This is a genomic window from Luteibaculum oceani (assembly GCF_007995015.1).
Lineage (GTDB): Bacteria > Bacteroidota > Bacteroidia > Flavobacteriales_D > Luteibaculaceae > Luteibaculum > Luteibaculum oceani.
Window position 1 is genome coordinate 127295 of record NZ_VORB01000009.1, and the last position, 16837, is coordinate 144131.

Below are 16837 nucleotides of genomic sequence, written 5' to 3' on the forward strand. Positions count from 1 at the left end.
CGCTTTTGGCTTTAAATATCCTTAGTTCAGATTATCTAATAATTGTTACGTGTCCGGTTAATACTTCTACACCGTCTTTATTAGGATCGATTACGAAGTAGTAAGAAGCAGTTGGTAAATCGCTTCCTTCAAAAGTACCGTCCCATCTTCCATTTCCGTTGTACTCAGAAATAGTTGATTCAAATACTTTGCTACCCCATCTGTTGAACACGGTAACCGTTCCATTAGCGTAATCATCGTTGCTAGTAACGTTACTTAGATCCCAGTATTGGTTGGTAGCAGCACCTGGAGTAAATCCAGTTTCTACTCTCAATGCAGGAACAAGAACTGTTACGGTAGCAGAGCTAGGAGTACATCCAAGAATGTCAATAGTCCATGTAAACTCAGTTTGAGAGTTGATGTTGATTACTCTTGAGTTAGGATCGTTAACATCCAAGATGTTTGCAGTTGTGTTAGTAGTAGACCAAGTTCCGTTATCTACACCAGGAGCATCGTTACCATTTAAAGTAACCTCACCGTTGGTTGCAGAAAGGGTAGGAGCGTCTACTTCAGCTTGAACATCCTCTAGTACCACTACTGTTACAGAAGCAGAAGAGTTAGGACAAGCACCTGAGTTATCAAGTGTATAAGTTACAACGTATGTACCTGGATTGTTAAAGGTAACCGCAGTGCTTGGTGAACTTGGGTTGTCGATAACAACATTTCCAGCTGCAGACGTCCACATTCCAGTTTGACCAGCTCCAGGAGTAGTACCTACTAAGTTAGCAACGTAACCTTCACACACTTCCTCAGTAGGAGCGCCAGTAATAACAGCTGTGTTGTTCTCAATTGCGTTAATCTGGAAAGTCTTAACGGTTGTGTTATTATTTACATCCACTGCAGTTGCAGTGTAGGTATTTAATCCAGCAGTTGCAGCAGGAGTCACAGTGAAAGAAGATATTCCACAGTTGTCAGTTGCTGTTGCGTAAGAAGCAGGATTGAAGTTTGTTCCACAAACGTTTACAACTTCAGTTGGTACAGTAACTACAGGAGCTCTGTTATCCACTACAGTAACAGTAAACGATTCAGTAACTGAGTTACCAGACTTATCTGTAACGGTAATTTCTACCTCGTAAACTCCAACACCAAGTTTAGAACCTGATCTTAAGCTATCGGCGATAGTTACTACTAATCCTTGAGCATCACAGTTATCTTGGTAGTCAATATCAGAGTACTGAAGCTCAGCTAAACAGTCGGCACCAACTTGTAGTGTTCTGTCTGCAGGAACCTGAGTCATTACAGGAGCTTGCTTGTCTTGAACAACAATGCTAAAGCTTCTAGTATAAGTTTCAAGTGTAGTTCCAGCCCCGTCTTTTCTAACGAAAGTATAAGTAACAACGGTAGTATCGATAGGGAATTGATCTCCAGAGTTGAAGTCTTTACTTACCTCGATAGTTTCACCATTACAAGTTCCTCCAATTATTCTTGGCTCAGACCAGAAATAACGCTTAGAACATTCGTTAGCAGTAGTTAGAAGTACAGTATCGGTTGGGAAGTCGAAAATATGAGACTCGATGTTGTTTTCAACTACAGTGTTGAACGTACAGCTGTCTACATTTCCAAATGCATCCGCGATGTATACCTTAACATTGGTAATTCCAACGGGGAAGGTGTGATCCATTGAAGGATCGAAGAAGTTAATTCCGTCGAATCCTATTAGAGCGAAATCTCCACAGTTATCAGATGGATTGAAATCAAACTCATCAGTAAGTGTTACTACAGCCTCACAATCAGGAGTGTTAGCTTGTATAGTAATACTTCCCTGAGGACAAGTAATAGAAGGAGCTTCAACATCTCTCAACATTACATCGAAAGAAGTAGAGTCTACATTTCCAAATACGTCAACTGCGTATACCATACCAGTGTAAACAAATCCTGGCTCAATGGTCATCATTAAGTCGGTAGAGTTAGCAAGAATGGTGTCGTTTCCGTTATTGTCAGAGAACGTAAAGTACGCTGAGTCTAACTGACAATTGTCCGTAACAGTTGGGAAAGGAACAGTAATCATTCTTCCACACTCACCAGGGTTGGTTACAAGATCGATATCAGCAATCGCATCAATCATTGGAGCTTCAGCATCAATAACAACAACTTTTTGGGTATCGATAGATACGTTGTCATTGCTATCGGTTACTTGCCATACGATATCGTTGCTTCCTTGTGGGAAAGTAAAGTCGAAATCGGTAACTCCATTTCCTAGAGTTACAAATCCAGCGTTGTTAATGTTGTATTCAATAGACTTGATACCACAAGCATCAGTTCCTACAGGGGCAAAAACCTTAGTAGTTCCAACACAAAGATTAAAGTCGTTAACAACAGTATCAAGTGGAGTTAAATCTACACCTGGAAGAAGGGTATCCACGATATGAACGATAAAGTTCTTAGTAAATACGTTTCCAACCTCATCAGCAGTAGTAATGCTAACAGGGTGGAATGGGTTAGGATCGATAGTGAAATCAAGGTAAAGGGTATCTCCTAATGCTGGAGTTACTGAGTTGGTCATGTTAGCGATAAGTGTAGCGTCATCGGTACAGTTATCAGAAACAAGATCATTAGTAATAATTACCGTATCTCTACCCGAAGTACAGTTAACAGAGTTAACAAATACTCTTAAGGTATCTTGGAAAGAAATAACTGGCGCTTGATCATCAATAGTAGAAACTTGGAAAGACTTGCTCACACTGTTTCCACTCTTATCAGTTGCGTATACTTCTACAAGGTGTTGCTTATTAGGTCCAGGGAAAGTTACCGAAATAGCTTGCTGAGAACCGATGTTAGCAATCTTGTTTTGAACCAAAGTGTCAATGGTAGCAGCTCCAGACATATCATAAGTTACTACAACATATAAAGAGTCTAGCTCGCCAGCACAGTTATCAGTTGGTTTGAAGAAGTTAAGAATCTTCCAAGATTTAGTAAAAGAACATTTTCCAAGAGGAGCAGGCTCATTGATGTTAGGATAAGCGAAGTCTCCATTTAATTTAGGAGCGATGTCATCAACAACAGTAATATTTACCGTTGCTGAAGCTTCGTTTCCGCTTCCGTCTACTACGGTGTATTCAAAAGAGTTAACACCTTTAACTAAAGTGTCAGTTAAAGCATATGTGCCATCAAGAGAACCGCTGCTAGCTGTTACAGAAGCAATAGAACAATTGTCATCAACTGTTACAGCTGGGATAGTAAATCTAATTCCACATCCGTTATTTACAAATGCAGAAGTGTAGCTACTCATCATTATAGTGGTATCGGTTGATCCAGAGAAAACCGCTGCGTTAATTGTAGGATCAATATCGTCTTCCACTGTAACTTGGTACGATTCAATTAGAGAAGCATTTCCGCTGAAATCTTCTGCAGACCAAGTAACGATGAAGTCACCTAAACCAAATGTTTCAGTAACATTAAGGGTTCCTGGAGCAACAGTGTCCATTTTAATGGTATCACCGCCGCTTACATTAGTAATGGTGTAGTATGCAAAGAAACCACCCATGATACCAGGACCAGCACATCCAGTAGAGTTATCTGAGATGTTAGGAACAGTAATGGTGTAGTCAGCCTCACAGTTTGCATCAACAACTAAGTTTTGGTTTCCTGTTGGAGCACTAACAATTTGTGGAGTTTCGTCGTCAAGTACCGCAAATCTCGCGAAACATAGTTCAGAAAGGTTTCCATCTGCATCCTCAGCACCAAATGCTAATACAAAAGTATCTGGCTCTAGTGTTGCAACAACTGGGAAAGTATTTCCAGCTAGAATAGGAGCGGTAGTGTCTTTATCTAAAATGAACCAAGACTTAGAAATAGCACCTGGACAGTTGTCGGTAGCTGTGAATTCGTTAAAAGTAACCTCAGCTAAACAGTCACCCGCACCGTTATTAGAGGTGTGGAAATCAACTGCGAAATCTGAAATACAGTCCGATAGGATTGGACCTTGAAAATCAGTTACAACTACGTCGAAAGCGAACCTTAGGAAGAATATTCCGTCGGTTGTTTCAACTAAAATTGTTGAAGTTCCCTTAGGGAATTGGAAATTCGAAATATCGCCGATCCCAAAATCTAGGGTATCACCTGCATCATCAAAAATGGTGTAAAAAACATCAAGGTTTCCAAAACAAGTATCAATACCGTTTGGAAGGTCGATGTCAGCAATTGCGTAACAGAATGCAGAATCAGTTTCTAAAAGTAGAGTTGAGTATCCGAAATCAGATGTATCAACTGGAGTACCTGCGTTATCAACAAAAACAGGAACGTTGTCATCGGTAACAGTAACCTCAGCAGTACAAGGAACTGCGTTTCCAGTAGAATCTACTAATACAAAAGATACTACGTTAATTCCTTCACCAAACTGAATAGTATCAGGAAGGAATCCAGCAGCGTCAGCCAATACCGTATCGGTAATAACACCGTCAAATAAGTCTACAACAGACCAAATAACTTTTGGCTTAGATTGTGCTTGACAGTTATCAGAACCTGTTGGGATTTGAACTGTGTTAGCAGGAAGGGTTGCAAAACATTCGTTTGGATCTGTCGTTAAAGCGTAGATTTCATTACATCCTGTGTTAGGATCGTAAAGTGGTGCTTGTCTATCTCTTACCGTAACAGGTATAATACAAACGTCATCTACTTCGAATACGTATTGAATTTCGTAACGCCCAACCGGTAAGGTAATGGGTTGAGTGTTAGGATTAACTGGAAGTACAGCATTGGTGCTAAGGTCTACCACTCTTGGATACCCAGCTTCAAGCGCTTCTCCGTCCCCAGAGAAAGGAATATTCCAAGTAATTTGAGTGTTTTCACATGTACCAGAGGCTGCGTTAAAAAACTTAGCTCCGTCACATTGTTGAACGTTATTGGCCATAACCAATTCGTTGCGAAGGAATTTCGCAAAAACGGAGTTTCCGTTCTTTACAATGCTTTGGTTTGTTTGGGTTTGTTCTGTCGCATCTAAACTGTGATTTTTAGATAAGACATAATTATTGCTAAAAGCACTTACACACCAAGTGGTAAGGCCGAGCAATAACAGTAGCGATTTCCTCATGTCAGTTAATTTTAATTTTTCGTTGTTGGGCGCTTTTTATGCATTATAACAGCGAACAAAATTATAAATTAAATTAAGCGGGCGAAATTTTGTAGACTTTTTTTACTTTGCCCGTCTATCAAGGGAAACAGCTGGTTTTTTAGGGTTGATTTTTAACTGAGATGTGGTCTGATTTCATTTGCTTATATCCCCCTGTATCTATTACTGCCGTTGTGATTGTCGGATTTTGTACAAAGCGATATTTTTTAAGTCTTTACAAGTAATCCAAGGTGTGCTGTTCAAAACTTCAAAGGCCTTGTAATTACAAGACTTGAGGAAAATCACATAATTTTTTATATCCCTGGTCATTAGTTAACTTTTTGCAAATCGTACATCCAGTTTGTAGCAATACCGTATGTTAGTCTAAAATCCCAATTAAAAATGAGGTTTATAATTTTATTTGCTATTACCCTGTTTTATCAATGTGGAAATGCACAATCCTACAATTTTAAATTTCAAGCGCATCAACCTCCGAGCCATGCGGTTTGGACAGAGCTTTTGAGTAAAAATGTAGATGAAAAAGGAAAAGTAAATTACCGCGGATTTATAGGAGACAGTACCAAGCTTAACAGCTATCTGGAAACGCTTTCAAAAAATCCTCCTCACGAAACTAAATGGACAAAGGAAGATCAGATTGCCTATTGGATTAACGCATACAATGCCTTCACCGTTCAATTGATAATTAGAAATTATCCGGTGGAGAGCATTAAGGATATAGGCGGGAAAATTCCTTTTATCAATAGTTCATGGGATATTAAATTTATAGCAATAGGAGGCGAGGTGTTCGACCTAAACAATTTGGAGCACGGTATTCTTAGAAAGTATTTTAATGAACCTCGCATTCATTTTGCAGTTAACTGTGCTTCAATTTCCTGTCCAAAACTTAGGAATGAGGCCTACGAGGGTAAAAAGTTAAACGCACAACTTAGCGATCAAACTAAGAGTTTTTTAGCAGATACCTCTAAAAACAAATTTTTGAGCGCAGAAAAAGCGGAGTTATCTAAATTGTTTAAATGGTTTACCGGTGATTTTACCAAAAACGAAAGTCTTATTTCATTTATAAATCGTTATGCTCCCAAAAAGCTTAATAAGGATGCCGATATCGATTATTTAGAGTACAATTGGTCTTTAAACGAGTAGGTTGTGGATTATGTAATTATTGGGAATGGTATTGCCGGAATAACCACCGCACGACATATCCGTAAGCGAGATAGTGAAGCGAATATCACGGTAATTTCTAAGGAAAGTAAATATTTCTTTTCGCGCACTGCACTCATGTACATATACATGGGCCACATGAGATTTGAACATACCAAACCCTATGAAGATTTTTTCTGGGAAAAGAATAATATCAACCTTATCCAAGCTGAGGTTACAAACATTGATTTTTCTACTCAGGAATTAACTTTAAAAGGTCATTCCAATGTTTATTACGATTATTTGGTTTTGGCAACGGGTAGTAAGCCCAATAAATTTGGTTGGCCTGGCCAGGATTTAGAAGGAGTTGGAACCTTGTATAGTCTCCAGGATTTAGAATATCTCGAGCAAATAAGTGCAGGTGTTTCCAAAGCTGTTGTGGTGGGTGGCGGTTTAATAGGTGTTGAGCTTGTTGAAATGCTCCGGAGTAGAGATATCGAGGTATACTTTGTTATTAGAGAGGGACATTTTTGGGGTTCTGTGTTGTCAGCGGAGGAAAGCGAAATGCTAAACAGCCATTTTAAAAATGATCACCATGTACATTTAAAGTTCAACTCCAATTTGGAGGAAATTATTCCCGACGACCAAGGGAAAGTAAAGTCCATTCGAATAAAGGAAACAGGAGAGCAAATAGATTGTGAATTTGTTGGTCTAACGGCAGGGGTGTCTCCAAATGTTGATTTTTTAAGGGAAACCGAACTAGAAATTGATAAAGGAATATTGGTGGATGAATTCCTTAAAACAAATATTAATAATGTATATGCAGTGGGAGATTGTGTTCAATTGAAAAATCCACCCCAGGGTCGTAGAGCAACTGAAGCGGTATGGTATGTTGGAAGAATGATGGGGGAGACTTTGGCAAAAACTCTTTGCGGCCTACCTACCAAATACAGCCCAGGTCCATGGTTTAACTCGGCAAAGTTTATGGATATTGAGTATCAAACCTATGGTTTAATATCCGCAAACCCACAGGAGGGAGAAAGTTACTTTTATTGGCAGCATCCTACCGAATATATCGCTTTGCGCATAGCCTTTGAGACCGATACCAAAAAATTGTTGGGAGTTAATAGCTTTGGCTTTAGATTAAGGCACGAAATGCTGGATGCTTGGCTAAGAGAAAAGGTGAGTGTAGAAGAATTTTTAGCCCAGCTCAAAAATGCCAATTTCGACCCTGAATTTTACGATCATTTTGAGGAGGATATAGTAAGTGCATTTAACCTACAGTTTGGCACAAACATCAAAACAAAGAAAAAAAGTTGGTTGCAAATTTTTCAAACAGGTAACTCATGAAAAGATTAAAGCATATATCATCCTTGCTAATTTTTCTAGGCCTGTTTTGGTTTAATGCCTTGTTATTTACCGGTCCCTTTGTTGTGGATGCCGAAATTTTAGACAAGCACCTTTCCGAACAACAAAAAGAAAATCTTGGAGACATTTTGGCTGAGGATGTTGTTGGTATGGAGTTTACAACTTCAGTTCAATTAGGTAATGCTATCACCGATATATATAAAAAGCGTAATGAGGCGCTAAAAAAGGCAGAATTATGGGATAAAGTAATGTACCAAGACCCTCAATCTTTCGCTTTTCCAATTGTAAAGGATGCTTCTCAAAGCCATGCAAAAAGCTACCCTGCTATGGCTTTTTTGTTAAGTATAGGGTTAATGATAATTGGTGGCTTGGGATACATCGTGCCTAATATTAAACTGCTGGGATACAAGGGGATAAAGAATAATCATATCTATCACCAAGGCCTTACCTCAGGGAAAGTATCAGGTATTATTCTGGGGAGTTATTTAATCTTGTTTTATATCCTATTGTACTGGTTTCCAGCCTACATTGTCAATTGGGTTTTACTGGTTGATCCCTTCAGCCTTGCGATTAGTGGAAACCCAGCTTCGCAATGGTTTTTGTATGGTTTTATGTATTGTTTGGTAATGGCTGTAATGGGGGTAAGGATGGCCATTAAATACCGACATAATAAATATCAATTGATTCGCACCGGCTCAGTGGTTTTCTTTCAAATAAGCTTTGCTTTTTTAATCCCAGAAATATTGGTTCGGTTCAATAAGCCCTATATGGATTTTAAGAATATATGGCCCTTGGATTATGATTTCTTTTTCGGTTGGAATTTAGACCAATTGGTAGCCGAAGGAACTCTTGGCTTATTCATGTTAATTTGGGGCATAGCGCTTGTTGTAGTGGCGGTTCCAGTATTTACTTATTTCTATGGAAAAAGATGGTATTGTAGCTGGGTTTGTGGTTGTGGTGGTTTGGCTGAAACTGCGGGAGATCCATTCCGTCAACTTTCAGATAAGTCTTTAAAGGCCTGGAAAATTGAACGCTATTCTATTCATGGAGTACTGGTCTTCGCCATAATCATGACCGGTTTAACCTTGTACACATATTTTTCTGGATCGAGCACGGTTTTAGGCTTAAATACTTATGATGTACAAAAAAGCTATGGATTTTTAATTGGTTCTGCATTTGCTGGTGTGGTTGGCACTGGTTTTTATCCAATGATGGGTAACAGAGTTTGGTGTAGGTTTGGTTGTCCTTTGGCTGCATACCTTGGATTAGTTCAACGATTTAAAAGTCGATTTAGAATAACCACTAATGGGGGGCAATGTATTTCTTGTGGAAACTGCTCTACTTATTGCGAAATGGGTATTGATGTTCGATGGTACGCGCAGCGTGGTCAGAACATAGTTAGATCGAGTTGCGTTGGTTGTGGGGTTTGCTCTGCCGTTTGCCCTCGAGGGGTACTAAAACTAGAAAATGGTCCCGAAAAGGGAAGGGTTAACAATAATCCTATTATCATTGGCAACGATAAAACGGTTACCCTCGATTTAAAAGAGAATTTATAGCGATTTGATAGTTGATGTTGTTATTCCTGCATTAAACGAGGAGGATGCCATAGGATTGGTAATAAATGATATACCTAAAGATTTAGTCAGAAATATATATGTTGTAGACAACGCCAGTACCGATAAAACGCCAGAGGTAGCAAAGGAAGCCGGTGCTATAGTGGTTAAGCAAAACCAACGTGGGTACGGTGCGGCATGTTTGGCAGGTATAGAAAGAATAAAAAACAGCGGTCAGTTTCCTGATATCCTTGTATTTTTGGACGGCGATTACAGCGATCATCCGGAACAAATGCCCAATCTTACCCAGCCTATTATTACGAATAAAACCGATATGGTAATTGGTTCTCGTGCATTGGGAAACAGGGAAAGCGGATCTATGATGCCTCAACAGGTTTTTGGAAATTGGTTGGCAACTTTCTTGATTCGAATGATATATGGTTTTCGCTACAGCGATCTAGGCCCTTTTAGAGCTATTCGTTGGAGTGCTTTAGAGAAAATAAATATGCAGGATAGAGATTTTGGCTGGACAGTGGAAATGCAGATAAAAGCTTTAAAGCATAAATTGGCCATTTCTGAAGTTCCTGTAGACTATCGACAAAGGAGAGGGCACTCTAAAATAGCGGGAACGGTAAAAGGAACGGTTTTAGCAGGATACAAAATTATTTACACGATTTTTAAATACGCCAAATGATAGTTATTCTGGCCACCTACGGCATTTTATTACTCTTTATTTCTGTATACGTAAGCTTCCAGCTCATACACTGGGTGGCCTATAAAAGAGCCAATAAAGGGGATAAAAATTCTAGTGGTTTTATAGTTACACCCGAGGTTTGGCCCATGGTTACCGTGCAATTGCCGCTTTTCAATGAAAAATTTGTGGTGGAGCGACTGATAGATGCCGTTGATCGGTTGGATTACCCTACAGAGAAGCTAGAAATTCAGATACTGGATGATAGCACAGATGAAACCACCGAAATTATCGGGAGAAAGCTTAATGATTCTAAGCTGAAACACAGTTTTCTCCATGTAAGAAGAGATAGTAGAGAGGGATATAAAGCGGGTGCGCTTCAATATGGAATGGATAGGTGCAATGGGGTTTTTATCGCCATTTTCGATGCCGATTTCATTCCTCCTGCAGATTATTTAAAAAATACAATTCCACAATTTCAATCGGAGAAAATTGGAATGGTACAGGCCAGATGGGGACATATAAATCAAAATGATTCCTTGCTAACTCAAATGCAGGCTTTCGGCTTAGATGCCCATTTTACCATTGAGCAGGTGGGGAGAAATGCAGCCGAAGCCTTTATAAATTTTAATGGAACAGCTGGGGTGTGGCGTAAAACTTGCATCTACGATTCTGGAGGATGGAGTCATGATACCCTTACCGAGGATTTAGATCTTAGTTATCGGGCTCAAATAAGGGGCTGGAAATTTGTGTACGATGAGCAAATTGAAGTACCCGCAGAGTTACCTTCTAATATGGCAGCCTTGCGTGGTCAGCAATTTAGATGGACTAAAGGAGGGGCAGAATGTCTTAGGAAGTTAGTTCCTGTCTTACTAAAATCAAAAGTTGGGTTTTGGCAAAAAATTAATGGTCTGGTGCACCTATCTAACAGCTTTTTATTTCTCGCCATTTTGGGTTGTGCGCTTTTAAGTGTTCCAAGCCTGTTTATTAAAATTCATACCAACGAATACAGCAGCTTTTTCAACTGGGCAGGAATTTTTGTTTCAAGCCTTTTAGCCTTGTGTATAATTTACGCAACGGCGTACCAAAGAACTAAAGGAGATTTAAGGGGGTTTTGGTGGAGATTTCCTACCTTTTTGTCTGTATCTATGGGCTTAAGTCTGCACAATGCTATAGCGGTATTAGAGGGCTACATGGGTAAGAAGAGTCCATTTATTAGAACGCCAAAGGCGGGTGATGCCGAAGATGAACTTGCCTTTAGGTTGAGCTATATTAAGGAACATATTTCCCCAATTACCTGGATAGAATTAGGTTTGGCAATGATGTTCGCAGCTACCGCGGTTTATGGAATTTACCATTTGGAATTTGGTTTGGTTCCTTTCCATACTATGTTGGCTGTTGGGTATTTTTACATCGCCACAAATTCCTTAGCTGTGCTAAGACCTCGATTAAATGGGGCGCTTCAGAGTTAAATATCTACTCTTAACACTTTGGGTAATCACCCTAGGGTTATTGTTAAAAATACCAGGGTCAAGGTTAGAAATGTGGGGTATAATTCCGCTGTACGGAATTGCCTTCGCAAATTATTTGGCGCTCAATAAATCCAGGATTCATTTTTTAGAAATTTCTCTTGTTTCACTGGCGCTGCTTGTTGTAACCTCCACGGATTTGCCAATAATGTCAGACGATTTTTATCGTTTTTATTGGGATGGGTTTGTATTTAGCGAAGGGATAAATGTTTACCAGTATACCCCTGAGCAATTGGGTGATATTATTTCCGTAGATGCTTCATTAATATTGGTGCTGGAGGGGATGAATTCACCAAGCTACTTTGCGGTTTATACCCCTTTAAACGAATTGTTTTACGCCCTACCGTTTTACCTTGGCATTAAAGGTTTGGGCCAATTTGTATTTTTCCAACGAGTCCTGTTTACACTCTTTTATCTGTTTGCGTATTGTTCGATTGGGAGAGTGGAAAATAATGGCTTAAAAACTGGTCTTAATTGGTTGTTTTTAAACCCTTTACTTTGGTTGGAGGGGCTGGGAAACTTGCATGTTGAAGGCATCATAATCTGCATAGCAATAAGTGCAGCCGCTATTGCATATAAAAACAGAGTTTTTGCTGGGATTTTGGCTTCAATTTCGGTGGTTTTGAAGATTTCTACCCTTCCCATCTTCTTGTATTTTACCCTTTGGTTTCGAGGGAAAATTAGACGTTTGTTTATCCTTTTAACCTTGGTGCTTGGATTGGGCTCATTGCTTGTAATTGGGGAAATAAACCATTTGGAGAATCTCATTTCCAGCCTTAGACTGTTTTCCGAAACCTTTGAGTTCAATGGTAGCATATACCAGTTAGTAAATTACCTGGTTAGCCAAATAGTAGGCTATAATTCCATTTTTTACGTAGGGAAAACCCTAAATCTATTGGCCTTAATTTTTGGTGGGATCATAATTTATCGATGGCATAAAAAGCAGGAGCACGAAGGAGCTTCCAATTGGGCGCTTATGGCGCAAGTATTAGCGGTGATATTTTTATTGTTTTCTACAACAGTTCACCCCTGGTATTTATTAATTCCGCTTTCCTTTTCTATATTTCTGATTAACCCGTTTGTTATAGCCTGGTCGGGGACAATAATGTTGAGTTATTTCTACTACCAGAATTATCAGTATGGATTGTGGATTTGGCTTGAGTACTTGATACCTTTTGCCGTGGCTTTCATTTACAAATTAAAGACCGGCTCTTGGGTGAAATTCCATGATAGTAGACTTTAAATAATCTCTATCTAAATGCGTGTAAATCTCGGTAGTCGTGATCGATTCATGGCCAAGCATTTCTTGTACAGCGCGTAAATCGGCACCTCCTTCAACCAAATGAGAGGCAAACGAATGGCGGAAGGTGTGGGGGCTGATTTTCTTTTCAATTCCAGCACGCTCTGCCAGAGATTTTACAATCATGAAAATCATAACCCGAGAGATCTTTTTGCCATTCTTATTTAGGAATAAAAAATCCTCGTGTCCGTCCGCAATATTGGTGTGAACTCGATAATCGTGAATGTAATGCGAAATTAACTTTTTGGCTGTGGAACCAAGAGGAACCAACCTTTCTTTATTTCCTTTACCTTCTATTTTGATGTAATCTTCCTCGAAATTGATATTAGAAATTTTCAGACCAATTAATTCGCTAACCCTAAGTCCGCAACCGTACAGGGTTTCTATGATCGTTTTATTTCTGTATCCATCTTTTTTACTCAGGTCTATGGCCTCAATAAGTAGATCAATTTCTTCAACAGATAGTGTGTCGGGTAGGTAGGTGGGTAATTTGGGACTTTCGAGTAATTCTGTTGGGTTGTCTTCAATAATTTCCTCTATGAGTAGGTAGTTGTAGAAGGATTTTACCCCGGAAATTAAACGCGCCAAGCTTCTGGCGGCAATACCTGTTTTATTTACCTCAGTAATGAATTTATTAAAGTCGGTAAGTTCTAATGCTTGCGGAGATTTATTGTTTTTTTTGCCAAACTCTATAAGTTTGTTTAAATCGCGTAGATAATTTTCAACGGTATTATCCGAAAGTGATTTTTCTAATTTTAAAAAGGATTTATATCCACTTTTGTAAAGATCCCAACTCATAGAATGAAAAAAGCAGTCTGCATTATTAATGGCCCAAATTTAAACTTATTGGGCACGCGGGAACCCGATATTTACGGGAATGTCACCCTTGAGGGGATAATAAATTCTTTACAGCAATCCTATCCGGAATATACCATTGCTCATTTCCAGAGCAATAGTGAGGGGGAATTGGTGAACAAGATCCAAGAATTGGGTAACGAATATGAATTTGGAATTATTAATGCAGCGGCTTATACCCACACCTCAGTCGCCATAAGAGATGCAATTTCGGCGGTTTCATGTAACTTTATAGAAGTTCATTTGAGCAATGTTTTTGCTCGGGAGGAGTTTAGGAAAGAGTCCTTATTGAGTGATGTTTGCCAAGGAGTTATAACTGGTTTTGGAGCCCAGAGCTACTTCATGGCAATGCAGTTTATTCGTTCACAAAGCGGCGGGTAGGAAACTTGCCAAACTTTCTTTTGCGGGAAACGAAATACATCCAGATTGCACTTCCGTTAAAAACCCCCGTTCTATTTACATCTTTGTGCTCTTCCTGTAGTCTTTCTCTTTTGTCTAAAACCAGTTTCCAGTCTTTGAAAAAGGCCCGGTGTGCCTTATAAATTTCTATGGCATGCCTAGGTATTCCACGTAGAACGAAGTTTATGGCAGACAATCCATCGAGCAGGAGACGTTTAAATAGAATGAATTTAAAATCTGAATAGGGATAGTTTTTTACCAGAAGACTAAGTCCATTTCGGTAATTGAGGAAGGTTTTAAATGGACTCATCATGGCTAAGGTTCCTCCACCAACATGGTACACTACCGATTTTGGTTCCACATAAATTTTGTGGCCCATATTTTTAAGCCGATGGCAAAGATCTATTTCCTCCATGTGTGCAAAGAAATCTTCATCAAATCCTTTTGCTTTATGGAAAGCCCAGCTTTTTATCGCAAAACATGCTCCGCTAGCCCAAAACACTTCCCTTGCGTTGTCGTACTGCCCCAAATCTTGTTCTAATTCACCAAAAATCCTTCCTCGGCAAAATGGAAAATACTCCCTATCTATAAAGCCACCAGAGCCTCCAGCGTACTCAAAATACGACTTGTTGTCGTAGGCTAAAATTTTGGGCTGACAAGCGGTGATATGGTGCTCCGATTCTAAGCGATTTATTAAGGGGATGTCCCAATTTTTGGTGACTTCTATGTCGCTGTTGAGGAGGATGAAAAACTCATATCCTAGCGTTGCAAGACCGTAATTATATCCGCCAGCATAGCCGTAATTTTTTGGAAGAACAATCAGGCGTAGAGACGGATAATGCTCTTGAAGGAATTTAACGGAGTTGTCTGTAGATGCGTTATCTACAACAACAACTTCGGTTTTTTCGCTGGTATTTTCCAAAACATTGGGAAGGAACTTTTCCAAAAAGTGTACCCCATTGTAATTAAGAATAACTGCTGCTGAATTGTACTTCAAGGCTAAAGTTTTCGCTAAAATATAAGCTTATCGGGGGTTATTGTATAGGTCGCGGGCATTAATTCCGAAATTTCCTCTCGGATTCACTGGAATTGCAGAGTTGGTTGGAGTAGTTCTTTTCTGAAGCTCCATTTCCCAATTGGGGTTTCTAAACTCTCCTCGCATATCGCTGTGTAGTAATCGGTACTCATTTATGGCTACACTTGGATTGTAGAATACAAAGCGGATGTTATTGAACTGAGCTATGTTATCGTACTGCCAAATTTCATACGGATAGGCTGTTGGATCCGATGGTCGTTCTATTCTGGAAGAGGGTTTTCCGTATTGCAAGTAAACTCTACCTCTGTCGGTTTCATATCCTCTTCGAATACTGTTTCCAAACATTTCTTGCACGGCATCCACTTCTTTTTTGTACTCGTACCAAGCTATACTAGGTTGGGTTTGATTTCGATTCATCCAAAACTGAAGGAAAAAACGTTGCTTTTGTTTGGTGTCTGGAAGCATTTTTGCAGGATCGATAATGATGTGTTTTTCGTTTTGTCCTGCAATAGGGTAGCAGCTCGCGATATAATCGTTTAGCAAGCTGTCATTTTCCACTTTTCCAATAAAGGAATTGGCAAGGGCAATGTCTTCTATTTCAATAAGGGAAGGTTGGTACAAACTGTTTTCCCTGAAAAAAGATTTTTGCTGAGAAACAATCACTTCATTGAGCGTATTTCTTACTTCAAATTGTAGCAGATATTTTCCATTTGGAACGTCGGTTAAATTAAAAGAGCCAACGACGGGAACAACTTCGCTGGCTTGGGCACGCTTAATTTTTTGCAGATTAAATAAAACCTCATGAGTCTCTGGGTGAACAATTTGGTAGCTATAGGCGAATTGCCCGCCCGGAAACTGCATTTTACTGTTGTAGATTTCGGTGTAGAAAATGATTTTATCCATTTCAGTTGGGAAAAAATCATTGAGGTAGGGAAGCATCAATCTATCGTTTCTATTGAAGGGGCTTCCAGGAATGGGGTTTCCTATTTCTGAAATAAATAAGAGATCGGATAAGAAAGCCGCGTAGTTCCCCGGAGCCTTGATATGCACCTTTTCCGTAAAAGATGTTTCTTTCGGCATGCTATCCAATCCCAGATCGAGGAGGCTTATTTCTATGCTATTTATACCAGAAGTTGCATTAAGACGAATAAGGTCCATGAAAAATTTCTCAGGAACATTATTGCTATAGCTTGGGGATAATACTTTAGAAATAGATGAGCTTACAATGGAATCCTGTTCGTCTTTAATTTTTACCGAAATCCCCGCTAAAAATTGCTTGGTAGAGTCTGTGGATGAAGGAAGTGGAGTAAGAGAATGTCCGTCTATATTAAAGATCAAATCTAAATAAGGTTGACCATTAGGTGAAGTGTACCGGGCGCTCATATAGTAGGCGAGGGGCTGAGCTGAGCAAGTTAAAGTACTGATTATTAATAAGGTGACCAGGTAAAAAAGTCGCATGATTTCTTTGTTGCAACCAGTAAAGGTAAGGATAAAGACTATAGCGTTTAAGAGAAAAATGTAGAGAAATTGGTTTTTTAGTTTGTAGAATAATAAAAAGTACTACTTTTGCCCCGGAGAGTTGGCAGAGTGGTCGATTGCGGTGGTCTTGAAAACCATTGAGGGTAACACCTCCGGGGGTTCGAATCCCTCACTCTCCGCCAGAAAAAGCCCGTAAAACGATTGTTTTACGGGCTTTTTGCTTTCTAAGAAAATGCCAAGCTTGCTTGAGCATTTTGGATCAAGTCATAAATCTGTGGACTTGAAGATTTTTAAGCATAAATCTGGGTTAATCTAAAAAGGAAGAATTCGATTTTTCTAACCCCTCTAAATTGAGCTCTAAAGGCCTTGATTTTGGCATTAAA

General features: G+C 39.4%; 11 protein-coding genes and 1 tRNA gene. 8 read left to right on the forward strand and 4 right to left on the reverse strand.

Features of this window, described 5'->3' with window-relative positions:
* Positions 1-31 precede the first annotated feature (31 nt).
* Entirely contained in the window at positions 32-5068 is a 5037-nt protein-coding gene (locus FRX97_RS10310; protein ID WP_147015132.1) for an HYR domain-containing protein, read from the reverse strand.
* Between the two features lie 420 nt (positions 5069-5488).
* Here FRX97_RS10310 and FRX97_RS10315 point away from each other — a divergent pair, with 420 nt between their 5' ends.
* From FRX97_RS10315 to FRX97_RS10340, 6 genes are read left to right on the forward strand one after another with little or no spacing between them, the layout of a single operon-like run.
* The gene (locus FRX97_RS10315) at positions 5489-6247 is read left to right on the forward strand and encodes a DUF547 domain-containing protein (protein ID WP_147015133.1); all 759 of its coding nucleotides are present in this window, start codon (positions 5489-5491) and stop codon (positions 6245-6247) included.
* A gap of 3 nt (positions 6248-6250) precedes the next feature.
* Entirely contained in the window at positions 6251-7594 is a 1344-nt protein-coding gene (locus FRX97_RS10320; protein WP_147015134.1) for an NAD(P)/FAD-dependent oxidoreductase, read from the forward strand.
* Positions 7591-9168 (forward strand): 4Fe-4S binding protein, encoded by a 1578-nt coding sequence (locus FRX97_RS10325; protein WP_147015135.1) that lies wholly within the window; start codon positions 7591-7593, stop codon positions 9166-9168. Before FRX97_RS10320 ends, FRX97_RS10325 begins: the two co-directional genes overlap by 4 nt.
* Positions 9169-9172: 4 nt before the next feature.
* Positions 9173-9859 (forward strand): glycosyltransferase family 2 protein, encoded by a 687-nt coding sequence (locus FRX97_RS10330; protein WP_147015136.1) that lies wholly within the window; start codon positions 9173-9175, stop codon positions 9857-9859.
* Positions 9856-11328: a cellulose synthase family protein gene (locus tag FRX97_RS10335; RefSeq protein ID WP_147015137.1), complete on the forward strand. Its 1473-nt coding sequence runs from the start codon at positions 9856-9858 to the stop codon at positions 11326-11328. The genes FRX97_RS10330 and FRX97_RS10335 overlap by 4 nt, the downstream gene beginning before the upstream one ends.
* A complete protein-coding gene (locus tag FRX97_RS10340) occupies positions 11309-12628 on the forward strand; it encodes a hypothetical protein (RefSeq protein WP_170227105.1) in 1320 nt (439 codons plus the stop codon). The genes FRX97_RS10335 and FRX97_RS10340 overlap by 20 nt, the downstream gene beginning before the upstream one ends.
* Here FRX97_RS10340 and xerD read toward each other — a convergent pair.
* The gene (gene xerD, locus FRX97_RS10345; protein WP_147015139.1) at positions 12584-13483 is read right to left on the reverse strand and encodes a site-specific tyrosine recombinase XerD; all 900 of its coding nucleotides are present in this window, start codon (positions 13481-13483) and stop codon (positions 12584-12586) included. The genes FRX97_RS10340 and xerD overlap by 45 nt on opposite strands.
* A gap of 3 nt (positions 13484-13486) precedes the next feature.
* Between xerD and aroQ the strand changes: the two genes are divergently transcribed.
* A complete protein-coding gene (aroQ, locus tag FRX97_RS10350) occupies positions 13487-13921 on the forward strand; it encodes a type II 3-dehydroquinate dehydratase (protein WP_147015140.1) in 435 nt (144 codons plus the stop codon).
* On the opposite strand, the gene FRX97_RS10355 is transcribed toward aroQ, so the two are convergent.
* On the reverse strand, positions 13896-14936 hold the full coding sequence (locus tag FRX97_RS10355; protein ID WP_147015141.1) for a glycosyltransferase family 2 protein: 1041 nt from the start codon (positions 14934-14936) through the stop codon (positions 13896-13898). The two genes, aroQ and FRX97_RS10355, sit on opposite strands and share 26 nt — an antisense overlap.
* Before the next feature lie 27 nt (positions 14937-14963).
* On the reverse strand, positions 14964-16358 hold the full coding sequence (locus FRX97_RS10360) for a GWxTD domain-containing protein (protein WP_170227106.1): 1395 nt from the start codon (positions 16356-16358) through the stop codon (positions 14964-14966).
* 190 nt (positions 16359-16548) lie between these two features.
* Here FRX97_RS10360 and FRX97_RS10365 point away from each other — a divergent pair.
* Positions 16549-16636 (forward strand) — tRNA-Ser (locus FRX97_RS10365).
* Positions 16637-16837 lie beyond the last annotated feature (201 nt).

Coding starts and splice junctions, on each gene's coding strand:
- FRX97_RS10325 (WP_147015135.1), top strand. CDS start 7,591: ATGAAAAGATTAAAGCATATATCATCCTTGCTAATTTTTCTAGGCCTG.
- FRX97_RS10335 (WP_147015137.1), top strand. CDS start 9,856: ATGATAGTTATTCTGGCCACCTACGGCATTTTATTACTCTTTATTTCT.
- xerD (WP_147015139.1), bottom strand. CDS start 13,483: ATGAGTTGGGATCTTTACAAAAGTGGATATAAATCCTTTTTAAAATTA.
- FRX97_RS10310 (WP_147015132.1), bottom strand. CDS start 5,068: ATGAGGAAATCGCTACTGTTATTGCTCGGCCTTACCACTTGGTGTGTA.
- FRX97_RS10360 (WP_170227106.1), bottom strand. CDS start 16,358: ATGAGCGCCCGGTACACTTCACCTAATGGTCAACCTTATTTAGATTTG.
- FRX97_RS10340 (WP_170227105.1), top strand. CDS start 11,309: ATGGGGCGCTTCAGAGTTAAATATCTACTCTTAACACTTTGGGTAATC.
- FRX97_RS10315 (WP_147015133.1), top strand. CDS start 5,489: ATGAGGTTTATAATTTTATTTGCTATTACCCTGTTTTATCAATGTGGA.
- aroQ (WP_147015140.1), top strand. CDS start 13,487: ATGAAAAAAGCAGTCTGCATTATTAATGGCCCAAATTTAAACTTATTG.